The organism is Streptomyces sp. NRRL S-455 (genome assembly GCF_000717875.1).
Classification (GTDB): domain Bacteria; phylum Actinomycetota; class Actinomycetes; order Streptomycetales; family Streptomycetaceae; genus Streptomyces.
The window spans coordinates 454,027-475,892 of sequence record NZ_JOCT01000001.1; the positions used below are offsets into that span (position 1 = coordinate 454,027).

Sequence of the window (21,866 nt, forward strand, 5' to 3'; positions counted from 1 at the left end):
CCGTGGAGATCCCCTCCCCCGTGCGGGGGAGGCCCGCTGTCGGTGACGGCTGGCACGATGGCGCGATGGTCCGCATGCTGCGCCCGCTCACGCGGGCAGTGACGTACAAGCGGTGGCTGCACATGGCGGTGGCCACCGTGTGGCCGTCGCTGTGGCTGTTCATCGAGGAGGCGTGGTGGACCCAGGTCACGGCCGCCGTGCTGCTCGGCCTCGCGGGGCTCGTGCCCGTCACGCGGGTCGTGGAAGGGTTTCAGGCCAGGCTGCTGCTGACCGACCACCGGCAGGAGGGCGAGAGCGCGGAGATCGTGACCACCCCGTCGGCCACCTGGGCCGACCGCGGGCGGACGGTGGTGTGGCTCGAGGCGCGGCTGGTCCTCGGCTGGATCGTGGCCCACCTCTCCTTCCAGCTGCCCCTCCTCGCGGTCGACTTGCTGTCGACGGGGCTCGGCCACGAGCCGGCCGCTGACGGATTCGTGACCGTCGAGGAGAACCACTGGTGGCACGCCGTGCTCGCACCCGTGCCGATGATCCTGGGCCTCATGGCGGTGGTGTGGTCGGGCCACTTCGTCACCGCGCTGGCCGAACGACTCCTCGGCCCGTCGCCCGCCGAGCGGATGGCAGCGCTGGAGGAACGCACCGACCAACTGCTCGAACGCACCCGGATCGCCCGCGAGTTGCACGACTCCATCGGGCACGCGCTCACGGTCGCCGTCGTGCAGGCCGGGGCGGCCCGGGCGGCCGGTGACGCGGAGTTCACGGACCGGGCGCTGAGCGCCATCGAGGAGACCGGCCGGGCCGCCCTGGAGGACCTGGAGCGAGTGCTCGGCGTCCTGCGCGAATCGGGGAAACCGGTCAGCAGCCGGCCCACCCTCGCGGACGCGGACCGTCTGCTGGACTCCGCACGCGCCTCCGGAGCGAAGGTCGACGCCGAGGTGAGCGGCCCCGTGGACACCGTGCCGGGGCCGGTGTCCCGGGAGGGCTACCGGATCCTCCAGGAGGCCCTGACCAACGTGCTGCGGCACGCGGGAGGAGTCCCGGCGCAGGTACGCGTCCTGGTCACCGACGGCACCCTCGTCCTCTCGATACGCAACCCGCTGACGGCGCCGGTACCGGGTCCCGGGCGCGGCAGCGGCCTGCGCGGCATACGCGAGCGCGCGGCCCTGCTCGGCGGGCGGGCCCGGACCGGCCCGGACGAGGGTGACTGGCAGGTCCATGTCGAGCTGCCGCTGGGTTGATCTAGGGTGGCCGGATGCCGGTCACCGTTCTCCTCGTCGACGACGAACCCCTGGTACGCGCGGGCCTGCGGGCCGTGCTGGAGGCGCAGCCCGACATCGAGGTCGTCGGGGAGGCCGCGGACGGGGCGGCGGTGATCCCGCTGGTACGGCAGCTGCGACCGGACGTGGTCGCCATGGACGTACGGATGCCACTGCTCGACGGCATCGAGGCCACCCGGGCGCTGCTGCGAACGGTCGACGAGCCGCCGCGGATCCTCGTGGTGACGACGTTCGAGAACGACGAGTACGTGTACGAGGCGCTGCGCGCGGGTGCCGACGGGTTCCTGCTGAAGCGGGCCCGGCCGGCCGAGATCGTGCACGCGGTGCGGCTGATCGCCGAGGGCGAGTCGCTGTTGTTCCCGGCCTCGGTGCGGCAGCTCGCCGCCGAGTACGGGGAGAGCGGCGGGAACCGTGCGGCGCGGGCGGCGATGGACCGGGCCCAGCTGACCGAGCGGGAGGCCGAGGTGCTGCGGCTCATGGCGCGGGGGCTGTCGAACGCTGAGATCGCCGCCCGGCTGGTCGTCGGGACGGAGACGGTCAAGTCGCATGTGAGCGCCGTACTGGCGAAGCTGGGAGCGCGGGATCGCACGCAGGCGGTGATCGCGGCGTACGAGTCCGGGTTCGTGGCACCGGGCTGACCGACGGGGCCCATGCCCGTCTCTCGCCGGGGGCCGACGTGCCGAGTACGATCCGGCCAACACGCGCACGAGCTGGGAGGACGGACGGTGGGGCGGCTGACCGGCGGGGATCCCTCGCTGCTGCGCAGGATCAACTCCGCGGTGGTGCTGCACGCGCTGCGTGCCACGGACTGCGCGACGCTGACGGAGATCACCAGGGTCACGGGGTTGTCCCGGCCGACCGTCGAGGGGGTCGTCGAAGGACTCATCGAGGCCGGTCTCGTCGTCGAGAAGGCGGCCGAGGAGGGGGCGGCGCGGCGGCAGGGGCGACCGGCGCGGCGGTTCCGGTTCCGGGCGGAGGCCGGGCATCTGCTGGGGCTGGAGATCGGGGCGCACCGGGTGGCGGCACTGCTGGCCGACCTGGACGGGCGGGTGATCGGCTCCCAGGCCAGGGACGTGACCGAGACGGCGGCGGCCGACGAGCGTCTGGAGCGCCTGCGCGGGGCCGTCGCCGAACTGCTGCGCCGGGCCGGTGTCGCCCGCGGCTCGTTGCGGGCGGTGGGCGTGGCGACGCCGGGGATCGTCGAGTCGGACGGCACGGTACGGCTGGGCACCGCGCTGCCGGGGTGGACGGGGCTGCGACTGGGCGAGCGGCTGGGCCGGTCCTTCAAGTGCCCGGTTCTGGTCGAGAACGACGCGAACGCGGCGGCCGTCGCCGAGCACTGGAAGGGCGCGGCCACCGAGTCGGACGACGTGGTGTTCGTCCTGGCGGGGCTCAGTCCCGGAGCCGGTTCGCTGATCGGCGGCCGCCTGCACCGGGGCTACGGCGGGGCGGCCGGGGAGATCGGCGCGCTCCATCTGCTGGGCCGTGGGGTGACGCCCGAGACGCTCCTGTCCACCACGGACGAACCCCTGCACCCTCTCGATGAACAGGCCGTCGCCGATGTCTTCGCCCGGGCCCGCGAGGGCGACCAGCGGGCCCGCGCGGCCGTCGACCGCTTCATCCAGCGCCTGGTCCACGACGTGGCGGCCCTCGCCCTGGCCCTCGACCCGGAGTTGGTCGTCATCGGCGGCTGGGCAGCGGGCCTGGACGGCGTCCTGGCCCCCCTCCGCCAAGAACTGTCCCGGTACTGCCTCCGGCCCCCGCGGGTGACCTTGTCCCGCCTCGGCGACGCGGCGGTGGCGACCGGGGCTCTCCGCCTTGCCCTGGACCACGTGGAGGAACAACTGTTCAGCGTGGAGGGCACCACAACGCCCCGTCGGTGACGCCCCCACAGGGGCGAGGGGCTGTGTCCATATGCGGCTTTGCCGCGTGGGCGCGACCAGCCACACCACACCCGCGGCCCCCTCACTCGACCCGCCCCCTACGGCGCCTCGGTCAGCAAGCCTGCGGCCGAACCCCGTCGCGAATCTCGACCCCACCGGAATCGCCGAAGGTCAACCGACACGTGTCAGCACGATACGTGGCCACGGAAAGCGCGGCCGTGCCACCCGCCGCGACGAACCGCGTCGTGACCACCAGCACGGGCGCCCCGGGCAGCCGGTCCAGTTCCTTCGCGTCACCGGCCCCGGCCGAGCCGAGCTCCACCGCGTTCTCCTGCCGCTCCAGCTCCAGTCGCCTCAAGTCCCGCAGCACCGCACGCGCGCGTGCGGCCCCCGAGGGCGCGTCGATCGCCGAGAGGTCCGGCACCGAGGAGTGCGGGACGTAGAGCAGCTCGGCGGCCACCGGCCGGCCGCGCGAGACGCGGGAGCGGCGCACGACGTGCACGGACTCCTCGCGGCCGGTCCCCAGCGCGTCGGTGACGGCCGCGGGCGGCACGGCCGCCGTGCAGTCGACGGGCTGCCAGGCGTCCTCGGGACCACCCGGCCAGGTGTGCGGGCCGGTGCCGAGGGAGACGCCCTCCCGGGGTGGCGCGACGGTCGTGCCGACACCGCGGCGGCGCTGCAGCCTGCCTTCCAGCTCCAGCTGCTCCAGCGCCTGCCGGAGGGTGGCGCGGGCGACACCGAAGCGGGCCGCGAGGTCGCGCTCGTTGGGGAGGATCTCCCCCACCGCGAACTCCGAGTCGAGCGCCTCACTGAGCACGGTCTTGAGATGCCAGTACTTCGGTTCCGGCACCGATTCCAGCTGCGTGGTCCCCACCCAGTCCTCGCAATCGCCCTGGTCGGCGGCGCTTTCAACGCCCTTGTTTCTTAAAGGTTGTTTCACTTCTCTGCGACCATAGGTCGGCCCTGACGCTTGGTCAATACCAATGCCGGGAACGCTCACGGGGGCGTTTCCGGGAGGCGAACTCCGCTGAGGTGGCGTCGGCGATCCGAGGCAGGACGGGATGGCGCGCTTCGATGACGTCGGTCGCGGACCGGTGGTCACGGACTCCGTCCCGTTCCACCGGTGCCTCCGTCCAGGCGAAATCGCCCAATGCCGGACAGAATGGCCGACAGGACACGGTGATCGGCGAAACGGCACCCGGAGGTGGCGATGCGGTACGCGGTTCTGGGCACGGGCGAGGTCGGGCGCACTCTTGGCGGCCGGCTGGTGGAGCTGGGACATGAGGTGCGGCTCGGCTCGCGCACCTCCGGCAACCCGGCCGCCGTGGAGTGGGCGGCCGCGGCGGGCGCCGGGGCGGAGGCCGGCACCTTCGCGGAGGCGGCGGCGTTCGGCGAGGTCGTCGTGAACGCGGTCGGCGGGCGGGTGGCGCTCGCCGCGCTGGAGGCCGCCGGGGCGGAGAACCTCGACGGGAAGGTCCTCGTGGACGTCTCCAACCCGCTGGCGTTCGAGGAGGGCGAGATGCGGCTGTCCCCCGTCGGGTCGGACAGCGTGGGCGAGCAGATCCAGCGGGCCTTTCCGCAGGCGCGTGTGGTGAAGACGCTCAACACCGTCAACTGCCGGGTGATGGTCGAGCCCGCGCTGGTGCCGGGCGAGCACCAGGTCTTCGTCTGCGGCGAGGACGCGGGCGCGAAGGAGCAGGTGGTGGCCCTGCTCGGGGAGTTCGGCTGGCCGGCCCGGCGGGTCCTCGATCTCGGCGGCATCCGGGAGGCACGCGCCGTGGAGATGTGGCTGCCGCTGTGGATCGGCCTGATGCGGAAGTTCGGGCACGCGGAGTTCAACCTGGAGCTCCGCCGGGCCCGTTGAGCGGTCCGCGGTCACGAAGGTGGCGACGACTCGGGGCTACCCGCCGGTAGCAATTGCTGACAAGCTGTCTACGGCGTCCGTCAGCGAGTCCAGCCGAGGAGCACCCCCATGTCCGCCACCGTCGCCTTCGAAGTCGCCTCCGCGCGAGGCGAGCAGACCGTCACCTTGTCCTACACGCGCAAGGGCACCGGCGAACCGCTGGTCCTGCTGCACGGCATCGGCCACCACCGGCAGGTGTGGGACCCGGTGCTCCCCGCACTGGCGGCCGAGCGGGACGTCATCGCCGTGGACCTGCCGGGGTGCGGTGAGTCGCCGGCGCTCCCCGACGGCATGGCGCACGACCTGGCCACGATGAACACCGTCCTGGCGGCGCTCTTCGCGGCGCTGGACGTCGAGCGGCCGCACGTGGCGGGCAACTCCCTGGGCGGCCTGCTGGCCCTGGACCTCGCGCGGGCGCGGCTCGTCCGGTCCGTCACCGCCCTGTCCCCCGCCGGGTTCTGGAACGAGGCCGAGCGGCGCTACGCCTTCGCCGTGCTGATGACGATGCGGCAGATCGCCCAGCGGATGCCCCAGCCCGTGGTCGAACGGCTGGCCCGCCCCGCGATCGGACGCACCCTGCTGACGAGCACCATCTACGCCCGCCCGGGCCGCCGTTCGCCCGAGGCCGTGGTCGCCGAGACGCTGGCGCTGGCGAACGCGCAGGGGTTCTCCGAGACCCTCCGCTCGGGCCGGACCGTGCAGTTCTCCGACGACATCGTGGGCACGCCGGTCACCGTGGCGTGGGGCAACCGGGACCGGCTGCTCATCCCCCGCCAGGGCGTGCGCGCCAAGGGCGTCATCCCGGGCGCCAGGCTGGTCCGGCTGCCCGGCTGCGGCCACGTCCCGATGAACGACGATCCAGCCCTGGTCGCCCGGGTCGTCCTCGACGGCAGCCGCTGATCGCCCGCCCCCTGCGGCCCTCACCCTTTCCCGGGGAGCCCCTCGCATCCGGCAGACTGACCGCATGAACCGCAACGGGCCCGCGTCCACCGCCTGGGAGCTGTTGCTGCCCGCCGCTGCGGCACCGGCACGCACACGTGGGCGTTCCCTCCAGGCCGCGCTGCGTGAGGCGGTCCGCTCGGGCCGGCTCGCTCCCGGCACGCGGTTGCCGTCGAGCAGGGACCTCGCGGCGGACCTGGGGGTGTCGCGCGGGCTGATCACGGAGGCGTACGAGCAGCTGACGGCGGAGGGCTACCTGCGCAGCGGACAGGGTGCCGGGACGTGGGTGGGTGCCGCCGTGCGGGCCGCCCGGCCGTCCGCGCGGGACCTCGCTCCACGGCTGTCCGGAGCCCGCGCGGACTTCGTGCCCGGGACGCCGGACCTGTCGCTGTTCCCCCGTTCGGCGTGGGCCGCCGCGCACCGCGGGGTGCTGGCGGAGCTGCCGCACCAGGAGCTGGGCTATCCCGATCCGCGCGGGCTGCCCCGGCTGCGTACCGCGCTCGCCGGACTGCTCGCCCGGCGGCGGGGCGTGGTGGCCGATCCGGAGCGGATCGTCGTCGTCTCCGGGGTGGCCCAGGCCACGACGCTGCTCGGTTTCGCGCTGCGCGCCCGCGGTGTGCGCACCGTCGGAGTGGAGGACCCGGGAAGCCCTCAGCACGACGCGCTGTACGCCTCGGCCGGGGTCACCGCCGTGCCGGTGCCCGTGGACGGTGAGGGAATCGCCCTGGAGGCGCTGCGGGCGTCGGGCGTACGGGCCGTCGTGACGACCCCGGCCCATCAGTTCCCCACCGGCATCGCCTACTCGGCCCGCCGTCGCGCCGAGCTGCTGGACTGGGCGCGGTCGGTGGACGGCATCGTCCTGGAGGACGACTACGACGGCGACTTCCGCTACGACCGTGCCCCGGTCGGCGCACTCCAGGGCCTCGACCCGGAGCGCGTCGCCTACACGGGGTCGGTCAGCAAGTCCCTCGCCCCCGGCTTGCGGCTGGGCTGGCTGCTGGTGCCCGAGACCTGGGCGGAGGAGATCGTCGAGCGCAAGCGCACGATGGACCTCGGACACCCGGCCCTCGACCAGGCCCTGTTCGCGCGCTTCCTGGAGCGCGGTGACTACGACCGCCAGCTGCGCCGCTGCCAGCGCGCGTATCGCGAACGCCGCGACGCCCTGGCCGCGGCCCTCGACGAGCACTTCCCCGGCTCCGGGGTGTCCGGGATCGCCGCAGGGCTGCACGTGATCGTCACCCTTCCCGAGCGCTACGGTCCCGAGGACCGTTTCCTCGCCCGAGTGGCGGCGGCCGGAGTGGCGGTGCGCCCGCTGTCGGCGTACGCGCACGCGCCTGCCGCCCGGGCCGGGACCGACCCTCCGAAGCGGATACGCCTCGTCCTGGGCTACGCGCACATACCGCCCGCCCGGATCCACGAGGGTGTACGCCTGATGGCGGAGGCGGCCACGGGGTGACGCCCCGCGCGGACCCGGGCGTCCGCCGGTCCCCCTCCCCCCGCGGTCAGTTGTTCACCTGGGATTCGTGTGCGCGCTGCGGCGTGCCGGTAGGTCTGACTGTGCACACTGGCCGGATCCCGTCCCTGGAGGCGCATCCATGTCACACCGTCCGTTCCCGGGGCGCCGTAGCGTCCTGCGCGGCTCCCTCGCCGCTTCGGCGGCCCTGTCCCTGCCCACCGCGCTCGGCACGGCGCCGGCCTTCGCACGGTCCGGGCGTCCGAACGCGGGATGGGGGGTGCAGACGGGCGACGTGACCTGCGACTCCGGGCTGGTGTGGGTGCGCTCCGACCGGCCCGCTCGGATGATCGTCGAGACGTCGGCGACCGAGTCGTTCCGCGACCCGCGCAGATGGCACGGGCCGCTGCTGGGATCCGGCACGGACTTCACCGGCACGACCAGGCTGCGCGGTCTGCCGCCCGGCGAGCAGATCCACTACCGGGTGCTGCTCGCCGACCCGGACGACCCGCGCCGCACCGGCGAGCCGGTCACCGGTACCTTCCGCACGGCCTCCGACAGGCGCCGCGACGGCGTGCGGTTCGTCTGGTCCGGCGACCTGGCCGGGCAGGGCTGGGGCATCAACCCGGAGTTCGGCGGCTACCGGATCTACGACGCGATGGCCGCCCTCGACCCGGACTTCTTCCTGTGCAGCGGTGACAACATCTACGCCGACGGTCCGATCACCGAGACCGTTCCCCTGCCCGACGGGCGCACCTGGCGGAACATCACCACCGAGGAGAAGGCGAAGGTCGCCGAGACCCTGGCGGAGTTCCGCGGCAACTTCCGCTACAACCTGCTGGACGAGAACCTGCGCGCCTTCAACGCCCGGGTCCCGTCCATCGTCCAGTGGGACGACCACGAGGTCACCAACAACTGGTACCCCGGCGAGGTCCTCACCGACGCCCGTTACTCCGAGAAGCGGGTCGACGTGCTCGCGGCCCGCGCCCGCCAGGCCTTCTCGGAGTACTTCCCGGTCTCCACGCTCCGCCGCCCCGACGGCCGGGTCTACCGCGTGCAGCGCCACGGCCCGCTGCTGGACGTCTTCGTCCTGGACATGCGCACCTACCGCAACGCGAACTCGCCGGGTGACCAGCCCACCGACGCGCAGGGCATCCTGGGGCGCGAGCAGTTGGAGTGGCTCAAGCGTGAGCTGGCCCGCTCCCGGGCGGTGTGGAAGGTGATCGCCTCCGACATGCCGATCGGCCTGGTCGTGCCGGACGGTCAGAACATCGAGGCCGTCGCGCAGGGCGACCCGGGCAAGCCCCTGGGGCGTGAGCTGCAGATCGCCGAGCTGCTGCGGTTCGTCAAGCACCGCCGGATCACGGGCACGGTGTGGCTGACGGCCGACGTGCACCACACCTCGGCGCAGCACTACCAGCCGACGCGGGCCGCCTTCACCGACTTCGAGCCGTTCTGGGAGTTCGTGTCGGGCCCACTGAACGCCGGTGCCTTCCCGGCGAACGCGCTCGACGGCACCTTCGGTCCGGACCGCGTCTTCGTCAAGGCGCCGGCCACCGCGAACGTCTCGCCGGCCGGCGGCTACCAGTTCTTCGGCGAAGTGGACATCGACGGCGGCAGCGGCGAACTGACCGTCCGTCTGCGGGAGCAGGACGGCACCGTGCTGTTCACGAAGGTGCTCCAGCCGGGCCTGGTCGGCCAGTGAGGCACGAAGTAAGGTACGGAGCACAACGTTTGAAGGGTCGATAAAGAGGGCAGACCCACCCTTTTACCCGCCAGTCACAATGCGTTCGTGATCACGCAACACGGTTCGGTCACAGTGGGTGCATGACGCGAGAAGTGACCCATGTGACGCACCTGAACGACTGCCGCCCCGCCACCCCGTGGCAGCGGGTCACGGCGGCGATCCACGCCTGGCGAACACGACGGCACGAACACGCGCCGCCGACGGGCGATACCGGGTCCCCGGCACCTGAGCCGGTGCCGGGGGCGAACACGCTGTGGCGGATGCGGACGACCGTGAAGGACGAGCCGGGGTCCCTGGCGGCCCTGTGCGCCGGCCTCGCCGAGCAGCGGGTGGACATCCTCAGTCTCCAGACGCATCCGCTGGCCGAGGGCACGGTCGACGAGTTCCTGCTGCGGGCCCCGGGCGAACTCCCGGCGTCCGGGATCAGCACGGCGGTACGGGCGGCCGGGGGCACCGACACCTGGATCGAGCGGGCCGACGCCCACGACCTGGTGGACGCACCCACCCGGGTCCTGGGGCTGGCCGCCCGCACCGCGCTGGACACCGCGGAACTGCCCCTGGCGCTGCGCCAGTTGCTGGGCCGGTGCACGATCCGCTCCCTGCCGGCACCCGTCGGCGGCGACCGGGCGCCCGACGGCGTGCCGGTTGAGGGCGCCCTCGACGACACGGTGATGCGCCTGCGCGCCCCGGAAGGCGGCGTCATCACGGTGGAGCGGCCGTACCTGCCGTTCACGCCTACCGAGTTCGCCCGGGCCAGGGCCCTGGTGGAGCTGGACGCCCGCCTCGGTCCGCGCGTCCCGCACGGCCGGGACGTGCTGACCCTGGCCGAAGGCCGTGACATCACCGTGCGCCGGGCCGACCCGCGTGATCTGGAAGCCGCTCGGGCGATGCACGAGCGGTGCTCGGATCGCACGCTCAAGCTGCGCTACCACGGGCCGGTCGGTGACGCCGACCGGTATCTCAACCACCTGCTCAGTCCGCGGTTCGGCCGCACGCTCGCGGTGCAGACCGCGTCCGGGCGCGTGGTGGGGCTCGGTCATCTGCTGTGGGACGGTGACGAGACCGAGGTCGCACTGGTCATCGAGGACGCGTGGCAGCGGCGCGGGATCGGCGGGGTGTTGCTGCGCAAGCTGGTGGGGATGGCTGCCGAGGCGGGCTGCTCGAGTGTGTACGCCGTGACGCAGGCGTCCAACACCGGGATGGTCGCGGCGATGCGGGGACTGGGCCTCCCCCTCGACTATCAGGTCGAGGAGGGGACCCTGGTGATCACGGCTCGGTTGGATGAGCCCGTGGCGGAGCGGCTGACGAGCGAGTTGGGGAACGCGTCAGCGTCGTAGGGATCGTGGTCAGCGTGCGGCTGCGGGCTCGCCGCGGCCGTTCGCGCAGTGCCCCGCGCCCCTGACGGAGCGTTCTCCCAAGGCCGCGTTCAGGTCCGACCACAGGTCCTCCACGTCCTCCAGGCCCACCGACATCCGCAGCAGCCGGTCGTTCACCCCGGCGTCCCTCCGGTCGTCCGCGTCCACGATGCGGTGGCTGATGGACGCCGGGTGCTGGATGAGGGTGTCGACGCTGCCGAGGCTGACCGCGGGGGTGATCAGGCGGACGCCGGCGATGACCTCGTGCGGGTCGCCGTGCACCTCGAAGGAGACCATCGCGCCGCCGATACGGGGATAGTGCACGCGGGCGATCCGCGGGTCGGCGGCGAGACGACGGACGAGTTCCGCCGCGTTGGCGGAGGCGGCCCGGACCCGGACGGGCAGTGTGGACAGTCCACGCAGCAGGAGGTAGCCGGCCAGCGGATGCAGTACGCCGCCCGTGGCGAACCGCACCTGCCGCAACCGTCCCGCGAGTTCCTCGTCGCAGGCGACGACACCCGCCAGGACGTCCCCGTGCCCGCCGAGGTACTTGGTCGCGCTGTGCAGCACCAGCCGGGCACCCTGTCCGGCGGGGCGCTGGAGGACGGGAGTGGCGAAGGTGTTGTCCACCAGCAGCGGGACGGATCCGCAGGCGTGGGCCACCGCCATCAGGTCGACCTCGGCGAGGGTCGGGTTCGCCGGGGACTCCACCATCACCAGGCCGGTGTCCGGGCGCAGCGCCTCCATGATTCCGGCGGGGTCGGTCCAGGTCACCTCCGAGCCCAGCAGCCCGGCGGTGAGCAGGTGGTCGCTGCAGCCGTAGAGGGGGCGTACGGCGACGACGTGGCGCAGTCCCATCGAGGCCCGGACGAGGAGGACCGCGCTGAGCGCCGCCATGCCGCTGGCGAAGGCGACCGCGGCCTCGGTGCCCTCCAGGCGGGCCAGCGCGGTCTCGAAACGGGCGACGGTCGGGTTGCCGAGCCGCCCGTACACGGGCGGGCCGTCCGGCTCCGCGCCGGTGGCGGCGAACGCGTCGATACGGGCCGCCTCGGCCCGGCTGTCGTACGAGGGGTAGGTGGTGGACAGGTCGATCGGCGGGGCGTGCAGCCCCTGCCGGGCGAGGTCGTCCCGGCCGGCGTGCACGGCCTCGGTGGCGAGTGCTCGCGGTGCGGTGGGTGTGTCGTCGGGTGCGCCCATGCTCGCTGTGTCCATGACGAAAGGGTGAACAGCGAACGGGCAGTCGGCGGAGATTCCCGTGTTACGTTCGGCTCATGGCCGAATCCGTCGTACTGGACCCGGTGGATCTCCATTTGCTGCGGCTGCTGCAGAACGACGCCCGGGCGACCTACCGGGATCTCGCCGCGCAGGTCGGGGTCGCGCCGTCGACCTGTCTGGACCGGGTCACCCGGCTGCGTCGCTCGGGCGTGATCCTCGGGCACCGGCTCGAGCTGGATCCGGCCAAGCTGGGGCGCGGGCTGGAGGCGCTGCTGTCGGTTCAGGTCCGGCCGCACCGGCGGGAGCTGGTCGGGCCGTTCGTGGAGCGGATCCGGGCCCTGCCGGAGTCGCGGACCGTCTTCCATCTGACCGGCCCGGACGACTACCTGGTCCATGTCGCGGTCGCCGACATGGCCGACCTCCAGCGACTGGTGCTGGACGAGTTCACCGCGCGGCGGGAGGTCGCGCGCGTGGAGACCCGGCTGATCTTCCAGCAGTGGGAGTGCGGGCCGCTGCTGCCGCCTTCGCCCTCGGCTCAATCCGGGTGACGTGCGCGGTCCGTCGTACGAGGATGGCCGCATGTCTGAGATCAAGAGCCCGCTGCCCCGTCAGGTCGCCGACTCCTACGTCGACGAGCTCATCGCCCTCGACCCGATCACCGGCACGTTCCTCGGCGTGCGGGAGAGTTCGAGCAGGCTGCCCGACACCTCACCGGCGGGCCAGGAGGCGCTCGCGGAGCTGGCGCGCGGGGCGCTGGCCCGGCTCGACGAGGCGGAACGGCAACCCGGTGCGGACAGCGACGCCGAGCGCCGTTGCGCGCGGCTGCTGCGTGAGCGGCTCACCGCCGAGCTCGCCGTGCACGAGGCCGAGGAGAGCCTGCGTTCCGTCAGCAACCTGAGCTCGATCGCCCATGCGGTGCGGCAGGTGTTCACCGTGACACCCGCGCAGTCGGAGGAGGACTGGGCGGCGATCGCGGAGCGGCTGCGCGCGGTCCCGGCGGCGCTGGAGGGCTACCGGGAGTCCCTCGCGCTCGGCCTGGAGCGGAAGCTGTACGGCGGGCCGCGCGCCACGGCCACGTTCGTGCGGCAGCTCGGCGAGTGGGCGGACACCGACGGCCAGGGCCTCGGCTGGTTCGAGACCTTCGCGGCCACCGGCCCCGATGCCCTGCGGTCCGAGCTGGACGCGGCGGCCCGTTCGGCCACCGAGGCCGTCGTACGGCTGCGCGACTGGATGCGGGACGTGTACGCGCCGGCGATCGAGGGTGCTCCGGACGTGGTGGGCCGGGATCGGTACGCGCGCTGGGTGCGCTACTTCAACGGCACCGATCTCGACCTGGACGAGGCGTACGCGTACGGCTGGTCCGAGTACCACCGGCTCCTCGGCGAGATGAAGACGGAGGCCGAGAAGATCCTGCCGGGGGCAGCCACGCCGTGGGTGGCGCTGGCGCACCTGGACGAGCACGGGACGCACATCGAGGGTGTCGACGAGGTGCGGCAGTGGCTGCAGTCCCTGATGGACGAGGCCATCGACGCGCTCGACGGCACCCACTTCGACCTGGCCGAGCGGGTCCGCCGGGTGGAGTCCCGGATCGCCCCTCCGGGCAGCGCCGCGGCCCCGTACTACACGGAACCCTCGGACGACTTCTCGCGCCCGGGGTGCACCTGGCTGCCGACCATGGGCAAGACGCGCTTCCCGGTCTACGACCTGGTGTCGACCTGGTACCACGAGGGCGTCCCCGGCCACCACCTCCAGCTGGCCCAGTGGAAGCACGTGGCGGAGAACCTCTCCCGCTACCAGGCCGGTGTCGGCATGGTGAGCGCCAACGCCGAGGGCTGGGCCCTGTACGCGGAGCGGCTCATGGACGAGCTGGGCTTCCTGACGGACGCGGAGCGCCGGCTCGGCTACCTGGACGCGCAGATGATGCGGGCCGTGCGGGTGATCATCGACATCGGGATGCACCTGGAGCTGACGATCCCCGACGACTCGCCCTTCCACCCCGGCGAGCGCTGGACGCCCGAGCTGGCGCAGGAGTTCTTCGGCTCGCACAGCAGCCGTCCCTCGGACTTCGTGGAGAGCGAGCTGACCCGCTACCTGTCCATGCCGGGCCAGGCCATCGGCTACAAGCTGGGCGAACGCGCCTGGCTGCTGGGCCGCGAGAACGCGCGCAAGCGGCACGGTGACGCCTTCGACCCCAAGGCCTGGCACATGGCGGCCCTGTCCCAGGGGTCGCTGGGCCTGGACGACCTGGTCGACGAGTTGTCGCAGCTGTAGCCGCCGCTAGCGGCGGAAGCCGCCCTCGGAGTCGATGACCTGACCGGTGACCCACTCCGCCTCGTCCGTGGCGAGCCACGCGATGAGGCGGGCCGGGTCGTCGGGCATGCCCCACCGTCCGGCGGGGAAGAGGGCGGCGATGGCGTCGTAGTCGTCCCCGGTCATGTAATCCGTGTCCACGGGGCCGGGGTTGACGGTGTTCACGGTGACCGCGTGTTCGGCGAGCGTGGTCGCCAGGGAGCGGGTGACGGAGGCGAGGGCGCCCTTCTGGAGGGCGTAGGCGAGTTCCCCGGGCATGCCGCCCGCCATGTCCTGGCCGGAGGTCATCATCATCACGCGCCCACCGGGGGTGCGGGGCGGCAGTGCGGTGCGCAGTCGCGCGTACGCCTGGACGAGCAGGATCACGGAGCGGGTGTCGACCGCCCAGTGGCGGTCGAGCATCCCCGCGTCGATGTCGTCCAGAGCACCGTCGAATCCGCTCTGCGCGTGGTTGGCGACGAGGATGTCGAGCCGTCCGCCGAGCGCGTCCGCGGCCCTGCCGATCAGTTCGCCGGGCACCTCCGGGTCGGCCAGGTCGCCGGGCCCGGCGACCACCCGGGCCCGGGGATCGCCGAGCGCACCGCGCACGGACTCGGCGACGTCCTGGGGACGGTCCGCGCCCCAGGGTTGGTCGGCGTCGTGCGGCACGTGGTGATGCAGATAGACACTCGCCCCGTAGGCGGCGAGCCGCCGGGCCACGGCATGCCCGATGCCGCCGCGCCGACTGGCACCGGTCACCAGGGCGGTGCGCCCGCGCAGGGGCAGGGGGTCGCGTCGCAGTTCTTCCGGGGTGGGGTGGGGAAGTCGAGGCATACGATCATCGTGGCCTGGCTACACAGGTGACGCACGCGAATTCCGGCTCTGGGGGCGCGGGACTGTGCTGATATGCGGCTCCGCCGCGTGGGCGCGACCAGCCGCGGACGCCCGCACACGCCAACCGGTCAAGACCGCCGGTCACCTGGGGGCGATCAACCGAACCTGCACCAACCCCACCCACGTCTCCGGCCCCGGCTGCACCCGCGCCGCCCGCACCGCGTACCTGCCCGGCTCCAGAACCACCCGCACACGGTCGTTTCCCGAAGGCTCACCGCCGGGCCAGGCCGCGTCGAACAGCAGCACCGCCCCGGGCACCTCCCAGCTCACCTCCGGCTCCCACTCCGCCGCATCGACAGCCGCCGGCACACTCGCCAGCAACTCGTCCTCGGAGTCGCCCGCGCACCACCGCACGAACACACCCTGCTCGGGCAGATACGCGGTCGAGGCGGGCTCGTCCCCCAGCACCAGCGCCGTACAGTCGCCGACCGGCAACAGCCCGACGTGCCCGTCCACCTCGCAGGCCCGGTCGTAGTCCGACGCCGTCTCCTCGCCGTCGGCGCCCGCCCAGAACGGCAGGACGGTCTCGGGTACCGCTATCAGCGGCCCGCCGCCCGACTCCACCCATTCCACCGTGCCCGGCTCCGCGTATCGCACCATGGTGGAAGAACCTACAACGCCAACTCGCCAAGCGATGTCGCGGGTTGGGGGGGACCGACGCCCCCTAGCCGCCGCGCTGCCGCAGCACCGATCCGGACCGGCCCTTGACGACCTCCAGCTGCGCGTGGATCCGCCGCCGCAGGTCGGGCACATGGCTGACGATGCCGACGCTGCGGTCGCGTTCGCGCAGGGAGTCGAGGACGTCGAGGACCTCGTCGAGGGTCTGGTCGTCGAGGCTGCCGAAGCCCTCGTCGATGAAGAGGGTGTCCAGCCGCACCCCGCCCGCCTCGTCCGTGACGACATCCGCGAGGCCGAGGGCGAGAGCGAGGGAGGCGAAGAAGGTCTCGCCGCCCGACAGCGTCGCGGTGTCGCGTTCGCGGCCGGTCCAGGCGTCGACGACGTGCAGCCCGAGCCCGCTGCGCCCGCGTCCGGTGCGGTCGTCGGAGTGGACGAGGGTGTAGCGGCCGGACGACATGCGGCGCAGCCGGACGGTCGCGGCGGCGGCGACCTGCTCCAGCCGGGCCGCGAGCACGTAGGACTCCAGGCGCATCCGGCGCTCGTTGTCGGCCGAGGTGCCGGCGGTGAGGCCGGCCATGCGGGCGACCCGGTCGTACTCCTCACGCAGCGGTGCCAGCCGGCGTACGGAGGCGGTCGCGCGGGTGGCGAGCCGGTCGAGTTCGGCGCAGCGCCGTGCGGCGGCGTCGTGCGCGGAGGCGGCGTCGCGCAGGCGGCGGGTCGCCTCGTCGGCGGCCTGCTGCGCCGAGGCGACGTCGGCGGGGCGCTGTCCGGCGGCCGCGGCGGTGTCGGCCTCGGCGAGGACGGCCCGGACGGCGGCCTCCTCGTGCAGCCAGGTATCCAGGCGGTGTTGCAGTTCACGGTGGGACGCGTTGTCGAGGAGAGCGGCGGCGGCGGCCTGCGGGGTTTCGAAGCCGGCGCGGAAGGCGGCGTCGGCGAGCCGGGCGTCGGCGACCTTGAGCCGCTGGGCGGTGTCCTCGGCGACGCGGGCGGCGTCGGCGGCGTCGGTGAGCAGCGCGGTCCGCCGCTCCAGCTGCGCGGCCCGGGCGGCGACACTGTCCAGGTCGCCCCGGGCCCGGTCCAGCTCCTCCTCCAGGGCGGCGCGTTCGCGTTCCAGCCGCTCCCGGTGGCCGACCCGGGCGGCGGTCCGTACGGCGGCCTCCTGCCGGACGGCGACGCGCCGTTCGTGCTCGTGCCCGGCCTGCCGCAGCGCTTCCTGCGCGGAGTGCAGGTCGGCGGCCCCCTGGCGGGCCTGGGCGTACTGCTTCTCCAACTCGTCCGTCTCCTGGGCGAGTCGGTCGGTCGGGGTGTCACCGGCCTCGGCGGTCGCGGCGGCCAGTGCCTCCCGTACGGCGCCGAGCCGCCGCTCGTCCTCGGCACGCTGTTCGTCGGCGCGCTGGTACGCGGCCAGGGCGTCTTCCTCGGCCTCGCGGTCGACGTGCCCGGCGACCTTGCGGGCGGGGGCGGGGTGTTCGGTGGCACCGCAGACCGCGCAGGGCGTGCCGTCGGTGAGGTTCGCGGCGAGCTCGGCGGCGATGCCGGTCAGCCGCTGTTCCTTGAGGTCGAGCCAGTGCTGCTTGGCGCGCAGGGTCTCCTCCTGCGCGCGGCGGACCCGGTCCACGGCCCGGTTCGTGTCCTCGGTGAGCTGGTCACGCAGCCGGGCCGCCCTCAGCCGCTGCCGTGCGGGCTCACGCCGTACGGCGAGTTGTTCGGCCAGGGCGGCGGCCTGCTGCGCGGAGTCGATCCGGGCCTGGAGGCCGGTGCGGGTCTCCTCCCACCCGTCGAGCCAGGCCTCCGCCTCCTGGAGGACGTCCGCGTCGGCGCGCTCCTGACGGTCCAGGCCGGCGCGTTCGTCGAGGAGTTCGGCCAGTCGGCGCTCGGCGCGGCGGGCCGAGTCGAGTCCGCCCAGTTCCTCGGTGGCGCGGCGGGCGGCGGCGGCGAGTCCGGCCACCCCCGCGTCGGCGAAGCTCTCGGGCAGCAGGGCACGCGCGCGTGCTTCGGCGGCCGAGGCCTGCCGGTGTTCTGCGTCGGCCGACTCCCGCAGGTCCAGGGCGGGCGCGACCGCCTCGGCCTTGCGGGCCCGCTCCATGAGGGCCTGCGCCTCCCGGTACGCCCCGGCGCCCTCCTCCAGACGCGCGGCGCGTTCCCGCGCCTCGGCGTGCCTCTGCTGCAGCCGGGCGAGTTCGCGCACGTCGTCCAGGGCGCGGCCGGCGGCGGCCTGTGCGGACTCGGCGGCGGTGAGTGTGCATTCGGCGACGGTGAGCTGCTCCCGGGCGGTGCTGCGGGCGACGGCGGCCGCGCCCAGCACGGCCTCGGCGAGGCCCGGTTCGCCCGGGCCCAGCTCGGGGAGCTCCATGGCGTCACCCGCGGCCTGCTGCATGCGGTGCGCGTCGGCCAGCAGTTCGGCGTCGCCGTCGCGCACCTGGGTCTCGGTGGCCCGGCGGCGTTCGGCGAGGCGTTTCTCGACGTCGGCGAAGCGGCGGGTGTCGAACAGGCGGCCGAGCAGCTTGCCGCGGGCCTCGGCATCGGCGCGCAGGAACCGTGCGAAGTCTCCCTGGGGCAGCAGGACGACCTGGCAGAACTGCTCCCGGCTCATGCCGAGCAGCTGGGTGATCTCCTCGCCGATCTCCTGGTGGGAGCGGCTGAGGTCCTTCCAGGTCCCGGCTGTGGTGTCGTACTCGCGCAGCCAGGTCTGGGCCTTGTCAACGGTCGTGCCGGTCCCGCGCTTCTTGGGGCGTTCCCAGGGCGGCTGGCGGGTGATCTCCAGGCGGCGGCCGGCGACGGTGAGTTCGAGGGCGACCTCCGTGCGGGTGCCCGGGGCGGCGTGGTCGCTGCGCAGGGTCAAGCCCTGTCCGCCGCCCTGCCGGGCGCCCGGCACCGAGCCGTACAGGGCGTAGCAGACGGCGTCGAGGACGGAGGTCTTGCCCGCGCCGGTCGGTCCGTGCAGCAGGAACAGCCCGGCGGCGGACAGGTCGTCGAAGTCGACCGTCTGGGTGCCTCCGAAGGGGCCGAAGGCGGTGACCGCGAGCCGGTGCAGCCTCACCGCGCCACCTCCCGTACGGTCTCGTCGGCCCGCACCGCGTCGAACGCGTCCCGCAGCACCGCCCGTTCGTGCATGTCGGGTCCGGTGCCGCGCACGTGCGCGACGAAGTCCTCGGCGATCTGCTGGTCGCTGCGTCCGGCGAGGCGGCGGGCGTACGACACCTCCGGCTCGTCCTCGGCCCGGTCGGGGTCGAAGACGAGGCTGAGCGTGTGCGGGAAGCGCTCGGTGAGGCGGGCCATGGGGTCGGCCGGGCGGACCGGGTCGGTGAGCGTCGCCTCGACCCACGCCTCCTCGTGTTCCGCGAGCTCGGGGTCGGCGAGCAGGTCCTCCAGCGTGCCGCGGATCCGGGCCAGGGGGCGCGGCACCGGGCAGTCGACGCGCTCGGCGGCGACGGAACCGTCGGCGGCCAGGTCGACGAGCCACATGCTCTTGCGGTGGGCGGCCTCGGAGAAGGAGTAGGGCAGCGGGGAACCGGAGTAGCGGACGCGGTCGCCGATGGTCTGGCAGCCGTGCAGATGGCCGAGCGCCACGTAGTCGACGCCGTCGAAGACGCCGGCGGGCACCGCGGCCACACCGCCGACGGTGATGTCCCGTTCGCTGTCGCTGGGTTCGCCGCCGGTGACGAAGGCGTGTGCGAGGACGACGGAGCGGGTACCGGGCGCGCGGGCCGCGAGGTCGGCGCGGACGCGGTCCATGGCGGCGGCGAGCACGGTCTCGTGTCCGGCCTTCTCCACACCGAACTCGTCCTTCACGAGGGCCGGTTCGAGGTAAGGCAAGCCGTAGAAGGCGACATCGCCCTGGGCGTCGGAGAGCACCACCGGGGTGCCGGCCGCGGACGGCTCGGTCCGCAGATGGATCCCGGCCCGCCCGATCAGCCCGGCCCCGACGCCCAGCCGGCGGGCCGAGTCGTGGTTCCCGGAGATCATCACCGTCGGCACGCCGAGCCCGGCGAGCCGGTGCAGGGCGTCGTCGAACAGCTCGACCGCGGCGAGCGGAGGCACCGCCCGGTCGTACACGTCGCCGGACACGACCACCGCGTCCACGGCGCGTTCCCGCACAGTCGTGACGAGGTGGGAGATGAAGTCGGCCTGGGCTCCGAGCATGTTCACCCGGTGGAACGAGCGGCCGAGGTGCCAGTCGGAGGTGTGCAGCAGCCTCAAGACGCCACCACTCCGGCCCGCATGTCTCCCCCTGCTACCGCTCCTACCCGCGCGAGCCGGGACGGCTCGCTGTCAGCACCCACCACGCTAACGCGTGCGGGCACCCGGTCCACCACGAACCTCGGTACACCACTCACAACCAGCGGCGAATCGGCGGAAATATCCGCATGCGAGCTGTGAAGCGGGTCACTCCGGTGCGATGTCGTACTCCCGCATCCACCGGTCGAGGTACAGGGCGGTCTCCAGGCCGTTGCGGTGCAACTGCGTGTGGAAGTGCCCCTGCGGGAGGTCGAGCAGCCGGGTCAGCTCGGTGGCGTCCACCACGTCGAAGGCGGGAGAGGAGCGGTCGGCGAGCAGCGTCCGGGTCCGGGCCCGCAGGTCCTTCTCGTAGAGCTGGTCGGCGGTGGTCGGGTAGGGGCTCTTCCGCCGCTCCAGGACCGAGCGGGGCACGATGTCGCGGGTGGCGCGCTTCAGGAGGCCCTTGGGGTCGCCGTCGGGTGTCTTGAGGTCCCAGGGCGTGTTGTGCACGTACTCGACCAGCCGGTGGTCGCAGAACGGCACGCGGACCTCCAGCCCGGCGGCCATGCTGAGCCGGTCCTTGCGGTCGAGCAGGGCGGGCAGCCAGCGGGTGAGGTGCAGGTGACTGATCTCCCGCATGCGGCGTTCCGTCGGGGAGTCGCCCGGCAGGTGCTGGACCTCGGCGAGGGCCTGCTGATAACGGTCCGCGCGGTACTGCTCGAAGCGGGTGGCCGTCCGGAAGGCCGGGGAGAGCAGTTCGGGTGTGATGAGCTGCATACGGCTGAGCCAGGGGAACGTCGGGGTCCGGACGGTGGCCGGGTCGTGGAACCACGCATAGCCGCCGAAGACCTCGTCGGCCGACTCTCCCGAGAGGGCGACCGTGGAGTGCTCGCGTATCCCGCGGAACAGCAGGTGCAGTGAGGTGTCGACGTCGCCGAAGGTGTACGGCAGGTCGTGGGCCCGCAGGACCGCGTCACGGTTGGCGTCCCGGGTGAGTTCGTCGGCGGAGAGCTCGATGAGACGGTGGTCGGTGCCGATGTGGCGGGCGGCTTCGAGGGCGTAGGGGGAGTCGCGTTCGGGCCGGAAGTCGCTGGCCTTGAAGTCGGCTTCGCTGCCGGTGAAGTCGACGGCGAAGGACCGTACCGGGGGCTCGCCGGCGCGGGTCTGGACCCGGGCGGCCAGTGCGGTGAGGACGGTGGAGTCCAGTCCGCCGGAGAGCAGGGTGCACAGCGGCACGTCGGTGACCATCTGGCGGGAGACGGTGTCCTCCAGCAGGGCCCGGACGGTGTCCGCCGCGGTGCCGGCGTCGTCCTCGTGCGGCTGGCGCTCCAGGCTCCAGTACCGCTGGATCCGCAGCCCGTCGCGGTCGTAGGCCGCGACGCAGCCCGGCGGGACTTCCTCGATGTCCCGGTAGGGGGTGACGCCCGGCGACTTCATCAGGCCGAGGAGGTCGGCGAGCCCTTGGTCGTCGAGCCGGGCGCGGAAGCGCGGGTGAGCGAGGACCGCCTTGGGTTCGGAGCCGAACAGGACACCGCCCGCGAGGCGTCCGATGTACAGCGGCTTGATGCCGAGCCGGTCGCGCACCAGCAGGAGGCGCTGGACGCGCTCGTCCCACAGCGCGAAGGCGAACATGCCGTTGAGGCGCCTGACGAAGTCCTCGCCCCACTGGAGGTAGGCGCGCAGGACGACTTCGGTGTCCGAGCGGGTACCGAAGGTGTGGCCGAACCCACGTAGTTCCTCCCGGAGTTCACGGAAGTTGTACACCTCGCCGCTGTAACTGAGCACCACGGACGGCTTTTCCCCGGCGGGCCGGTCCGGCCCCGTGGGCACGGCCATGGGCTGCCTGCCGCCCTCGATGTCGATGATGGCCAGCCGGCGGTGACCGAGGACGGCGTGTGTTCCGGTGTGGATTCCGGCGGCGTCCGGCCCGCGGCAGGCCATGGTCCGCACCATCGGCTCGACGCTGTCCACCTCCCGTGTGAGGTCGCCTCGGACGTCGGCCCAGCCTGCGATTCCGCACATGAGAAAGCTCCAAGTGGGGGCGTGGAAATGCGTGCTCACGGATTCGGATGAGGGTC

17 protein-coding genes are annotated in these 21,866 nt (G+C 73.3%); 10 read left to right on the forward strand and 7 right to left on the reverse strand.

Features of this window, described 5'->3' with window-relative positions; translation table 11 throughout:
• Positions 1 to 65: 65 nt before the first annotated feature.
• The 3 genes from IE97_RS0102050 to IE97_RS0102060 all read left to right on the forward strand — a co-directional run bounded on the left by IE97_RS0102050 (position 66) and on the right by IE97_RS0102060 (position 3,157).
• Positions 66 to 1,235 carry a sensor histidine kinase gene (locus tag IE97_RS0102050; protein ID WP_030147435.1) on the forward strand — a complete coding sequence of 390 codons (1,170 nt, stop codon included), beginning with the start codon at positions 66 to 68 and terminating at the stop codon, positions 1,233 to 1,235.
• 14 nt (positions 1,236 to 1,249) lie between these two features.
• Positions 1,250 to 1,912, forward strand: a complete 663-nt coding sequence (locus IE97_RS0102055; RefSeq protein WP_030147436.1) for a response regulator transcription factor — start codon at positions 1,250 to 1,252, stop codon at positions 1,910 to 1,912.
• Between the two features lie 87 nt (positions 1,913 to 1,999).
• Positions 2,000 to 3,157 carry an ROK family transcriptional regulator gene (locus tag IE97_RS0102060; protein WP_030147437.1) on the forward strand — a complete coding sequence of 386 codons (1,158 nt, stop codon included), beginning with the start codon at positions 2,000 to 2,002 and terminating at the stop codon, positions 3,155 to 3,157.
• Positions 3,158 to 3,269: 112 nt separating this feature from the next.
• On the opposite strand, the gene IE97_RS0102065 is transcribed toward IE97_RS0102060, so the two are convergent.
• Positions 3,270 to 4,031, reverse strand: coding sequence for a GntR family transcriptional regulator (locus tag IE97_RS0102065; protein ID WP_030147438.1), 762 nt, complete (start codon positions 4,029 to 4,031; stop codon positions 3,270 to 3,272).
• Positions 4,032 to 4,367: 336 nt separating this feature from the next.
• Between IE97_RS0102065 and IE97_RS0102070 the strand changes: the two genes are divergently transcribed.
• From IE97_RS0102070 to IE97_RS0102090, 5 genes are all read left to right on the forward strand, one after another.
• Complete coding sequence (locus IE97_RS0102070; protein WP_030147439.1) at positions 4,368 to 5,021, forward strand: NADPH-dependent F420 reductase; 654 nt, start codon at positions 4,368 to 4,370, stop codon at positions 5,019 to 5,021.
• Positions 5,022 to 5,129: 108 nt separating this feature from the next.
• A complete protein-coding gene (locus tag IE97_RS0102075; protein WP_030147440.1) occupies positions 5,130 to 5,960 on the forward strand; it encodes an alpha/beta fold hydrolase in 831 nt (276 codons plus the stop codon).
• A 64-nt stretch (positions 5,961 to 6,024) separates the two neighbouring features.
• Entirely contained in the window at positions 6,025 to 7,455 is a 1,431-nt protein-coding gene (locus tag IE97_RS0102080) for a PLP-dependent aminotransferase family protein (protein WP_030147441.1), read from the forward strand.
• Between the two features lie 139 nt (positions 7,456 to 7,594).
• Complete coding sequence (locus IE97_RS0102085) at positions 7,595 to 9,157, forward strand: alkaline phosphatase D family protein (protein WP_030147442.1); 1,563 nt, start codon at positions 7,595 to 7,597, stop codon at positions 9,155 to 9,157.
• Positions 9,158 to 9,279: 122 nt separating this feature from the next.
• On the forward strand, positions 9,280 to 10,536 hold the full coding sequence (locus IE97_RS0102090; RefSeq protein ID WP_030147443.1) for a GNAT family N-acetyltransferase: 1,257 nt from the start codon (positions 9,280 to 9,282) through the stop codon (positions 10,534 to 10,536).
• A gap of 9 nt (positions 10,537 to 10,545) precedes the next feature.
• Here the strand turns inward: IE97_RS0102090 and IE97_RS0102095 are convergent, their stop codons facing one another.
• Complete coding sequence (locus IE97_RS0102095) at positions 10,546 to 11,766, reverse strand: trans-sulfuration enzyme family protein (protein ID WP_030147444.1); 1,221 nt, start codon at positions 11,764 to 11,766, stop codon at positions 10,546 to 10,548.
• A gap of 59 nt (positions 11,767 to 11,825) precedes the next feature.
• Here IE97_RS0102095 and IE97_RS0102100 point away from each other — a divergent pair, with 59 nt between their 5' ends.
• Positions 11,826 to 12,317: an Lrp/AsnC family transcriptional regulator gene (locus IE97_RS0102100; protein ID WP_030147445.1), complete on the forward strand. Its 492-nt coding sequence runs from the start codon at positions 11,826 to 11,828 to the stop codon at positions 12,315 to 12,317.
• A gap of 31 nt (positions 12,318 to 12,348) precedes the next feature.
• The gene (locus IE97_RS0102105; RefSeq protein ID WP_030147446.1) at positions 12,349 to 14,040 is read left to right on the forward strand and encodes a DUF885 domain-containing protein; all 1,692 of its coding nucleotides are present in this window, start codon (positions 12,349 to 12,351) and stop codon (positions 14,038 to 14,040) included.
• Between the two features lie 6 nt (positions 14,041 to 14,046).
• Here the strand turns inward: IE97_RS0102105 and IE97_RS0102110 are convergent, their stop codons facing one another.
• The 5 genes from IE97_RS0102110 to asnB all read right to left on the reverse strand — a co-directional run bounded on the left by IE97_RS0102110 (position 14,047) and on the right by asnB (position 21,810).
• Positions 14,047 to 14,892: an SDR family oxidoreductase gene (locus IE97_RS0102110; protein WP_030147447.1), complete on the reverse strand. Its 846-nt coding sequence runs from the start codon at positions 14,890 to 14,892 to the stop codon at positions 14,047 to 14,049.
• A 141-nt stretch (positions 14,893 to 15,033) separates the two neighbouring features.
• Entirely contained in the window at positions 15,034 to 15,552 is a 519-nt protein-coding gene (locus IE97_RS0102115) for an immunity 21 family protein (RefSeq protein WP_030147448.1), read from the reverse strand.
• A gap of 64 nt (positions 15,553 to 15,616) precedes the next feature.
• Positions 15,617 to 18,610, reverse strand: coding sequence for an AAA family ATPase (locus tag IE97_RS0102120; RefSeq protein ID WP_030147449.1), 2,994 nt, complete (start codon positions 18,608 to 18,610; stop codon positions 15,617 to 15,619).
• On the reverse strand, positions 18,607 to 19,770 hold the full coding sequence (locus IE97_RS0102125; RefSeq protein ID WP_030147450.1) for an exonuclease SbcCD subunit D: 1,164 nt from the start codon (positions 19,768 to 19,770) through the stop codon (positions 18,607 to 18,609). Before IE97_RS0102125 ends, IE97_RS0102120 begins: the two co-directional genes overlap by 4 nt.
• Before the next feature lie 186 nt (positions 19,771 to 19,956).
• A complete protein-coding gene (gene asnB, locus IE97_RS0102130; protein ID WP_030147451.1) occupies positions 19,957 to 21,810 on the reverse strand; it encodes an asparagine synthase (glutamine-hydrolyzing) in 1,854 nt (617 codons plus the stop codon).
• Positions 21,811 to 21,866 lie beyond the last annotated feature (56 nt).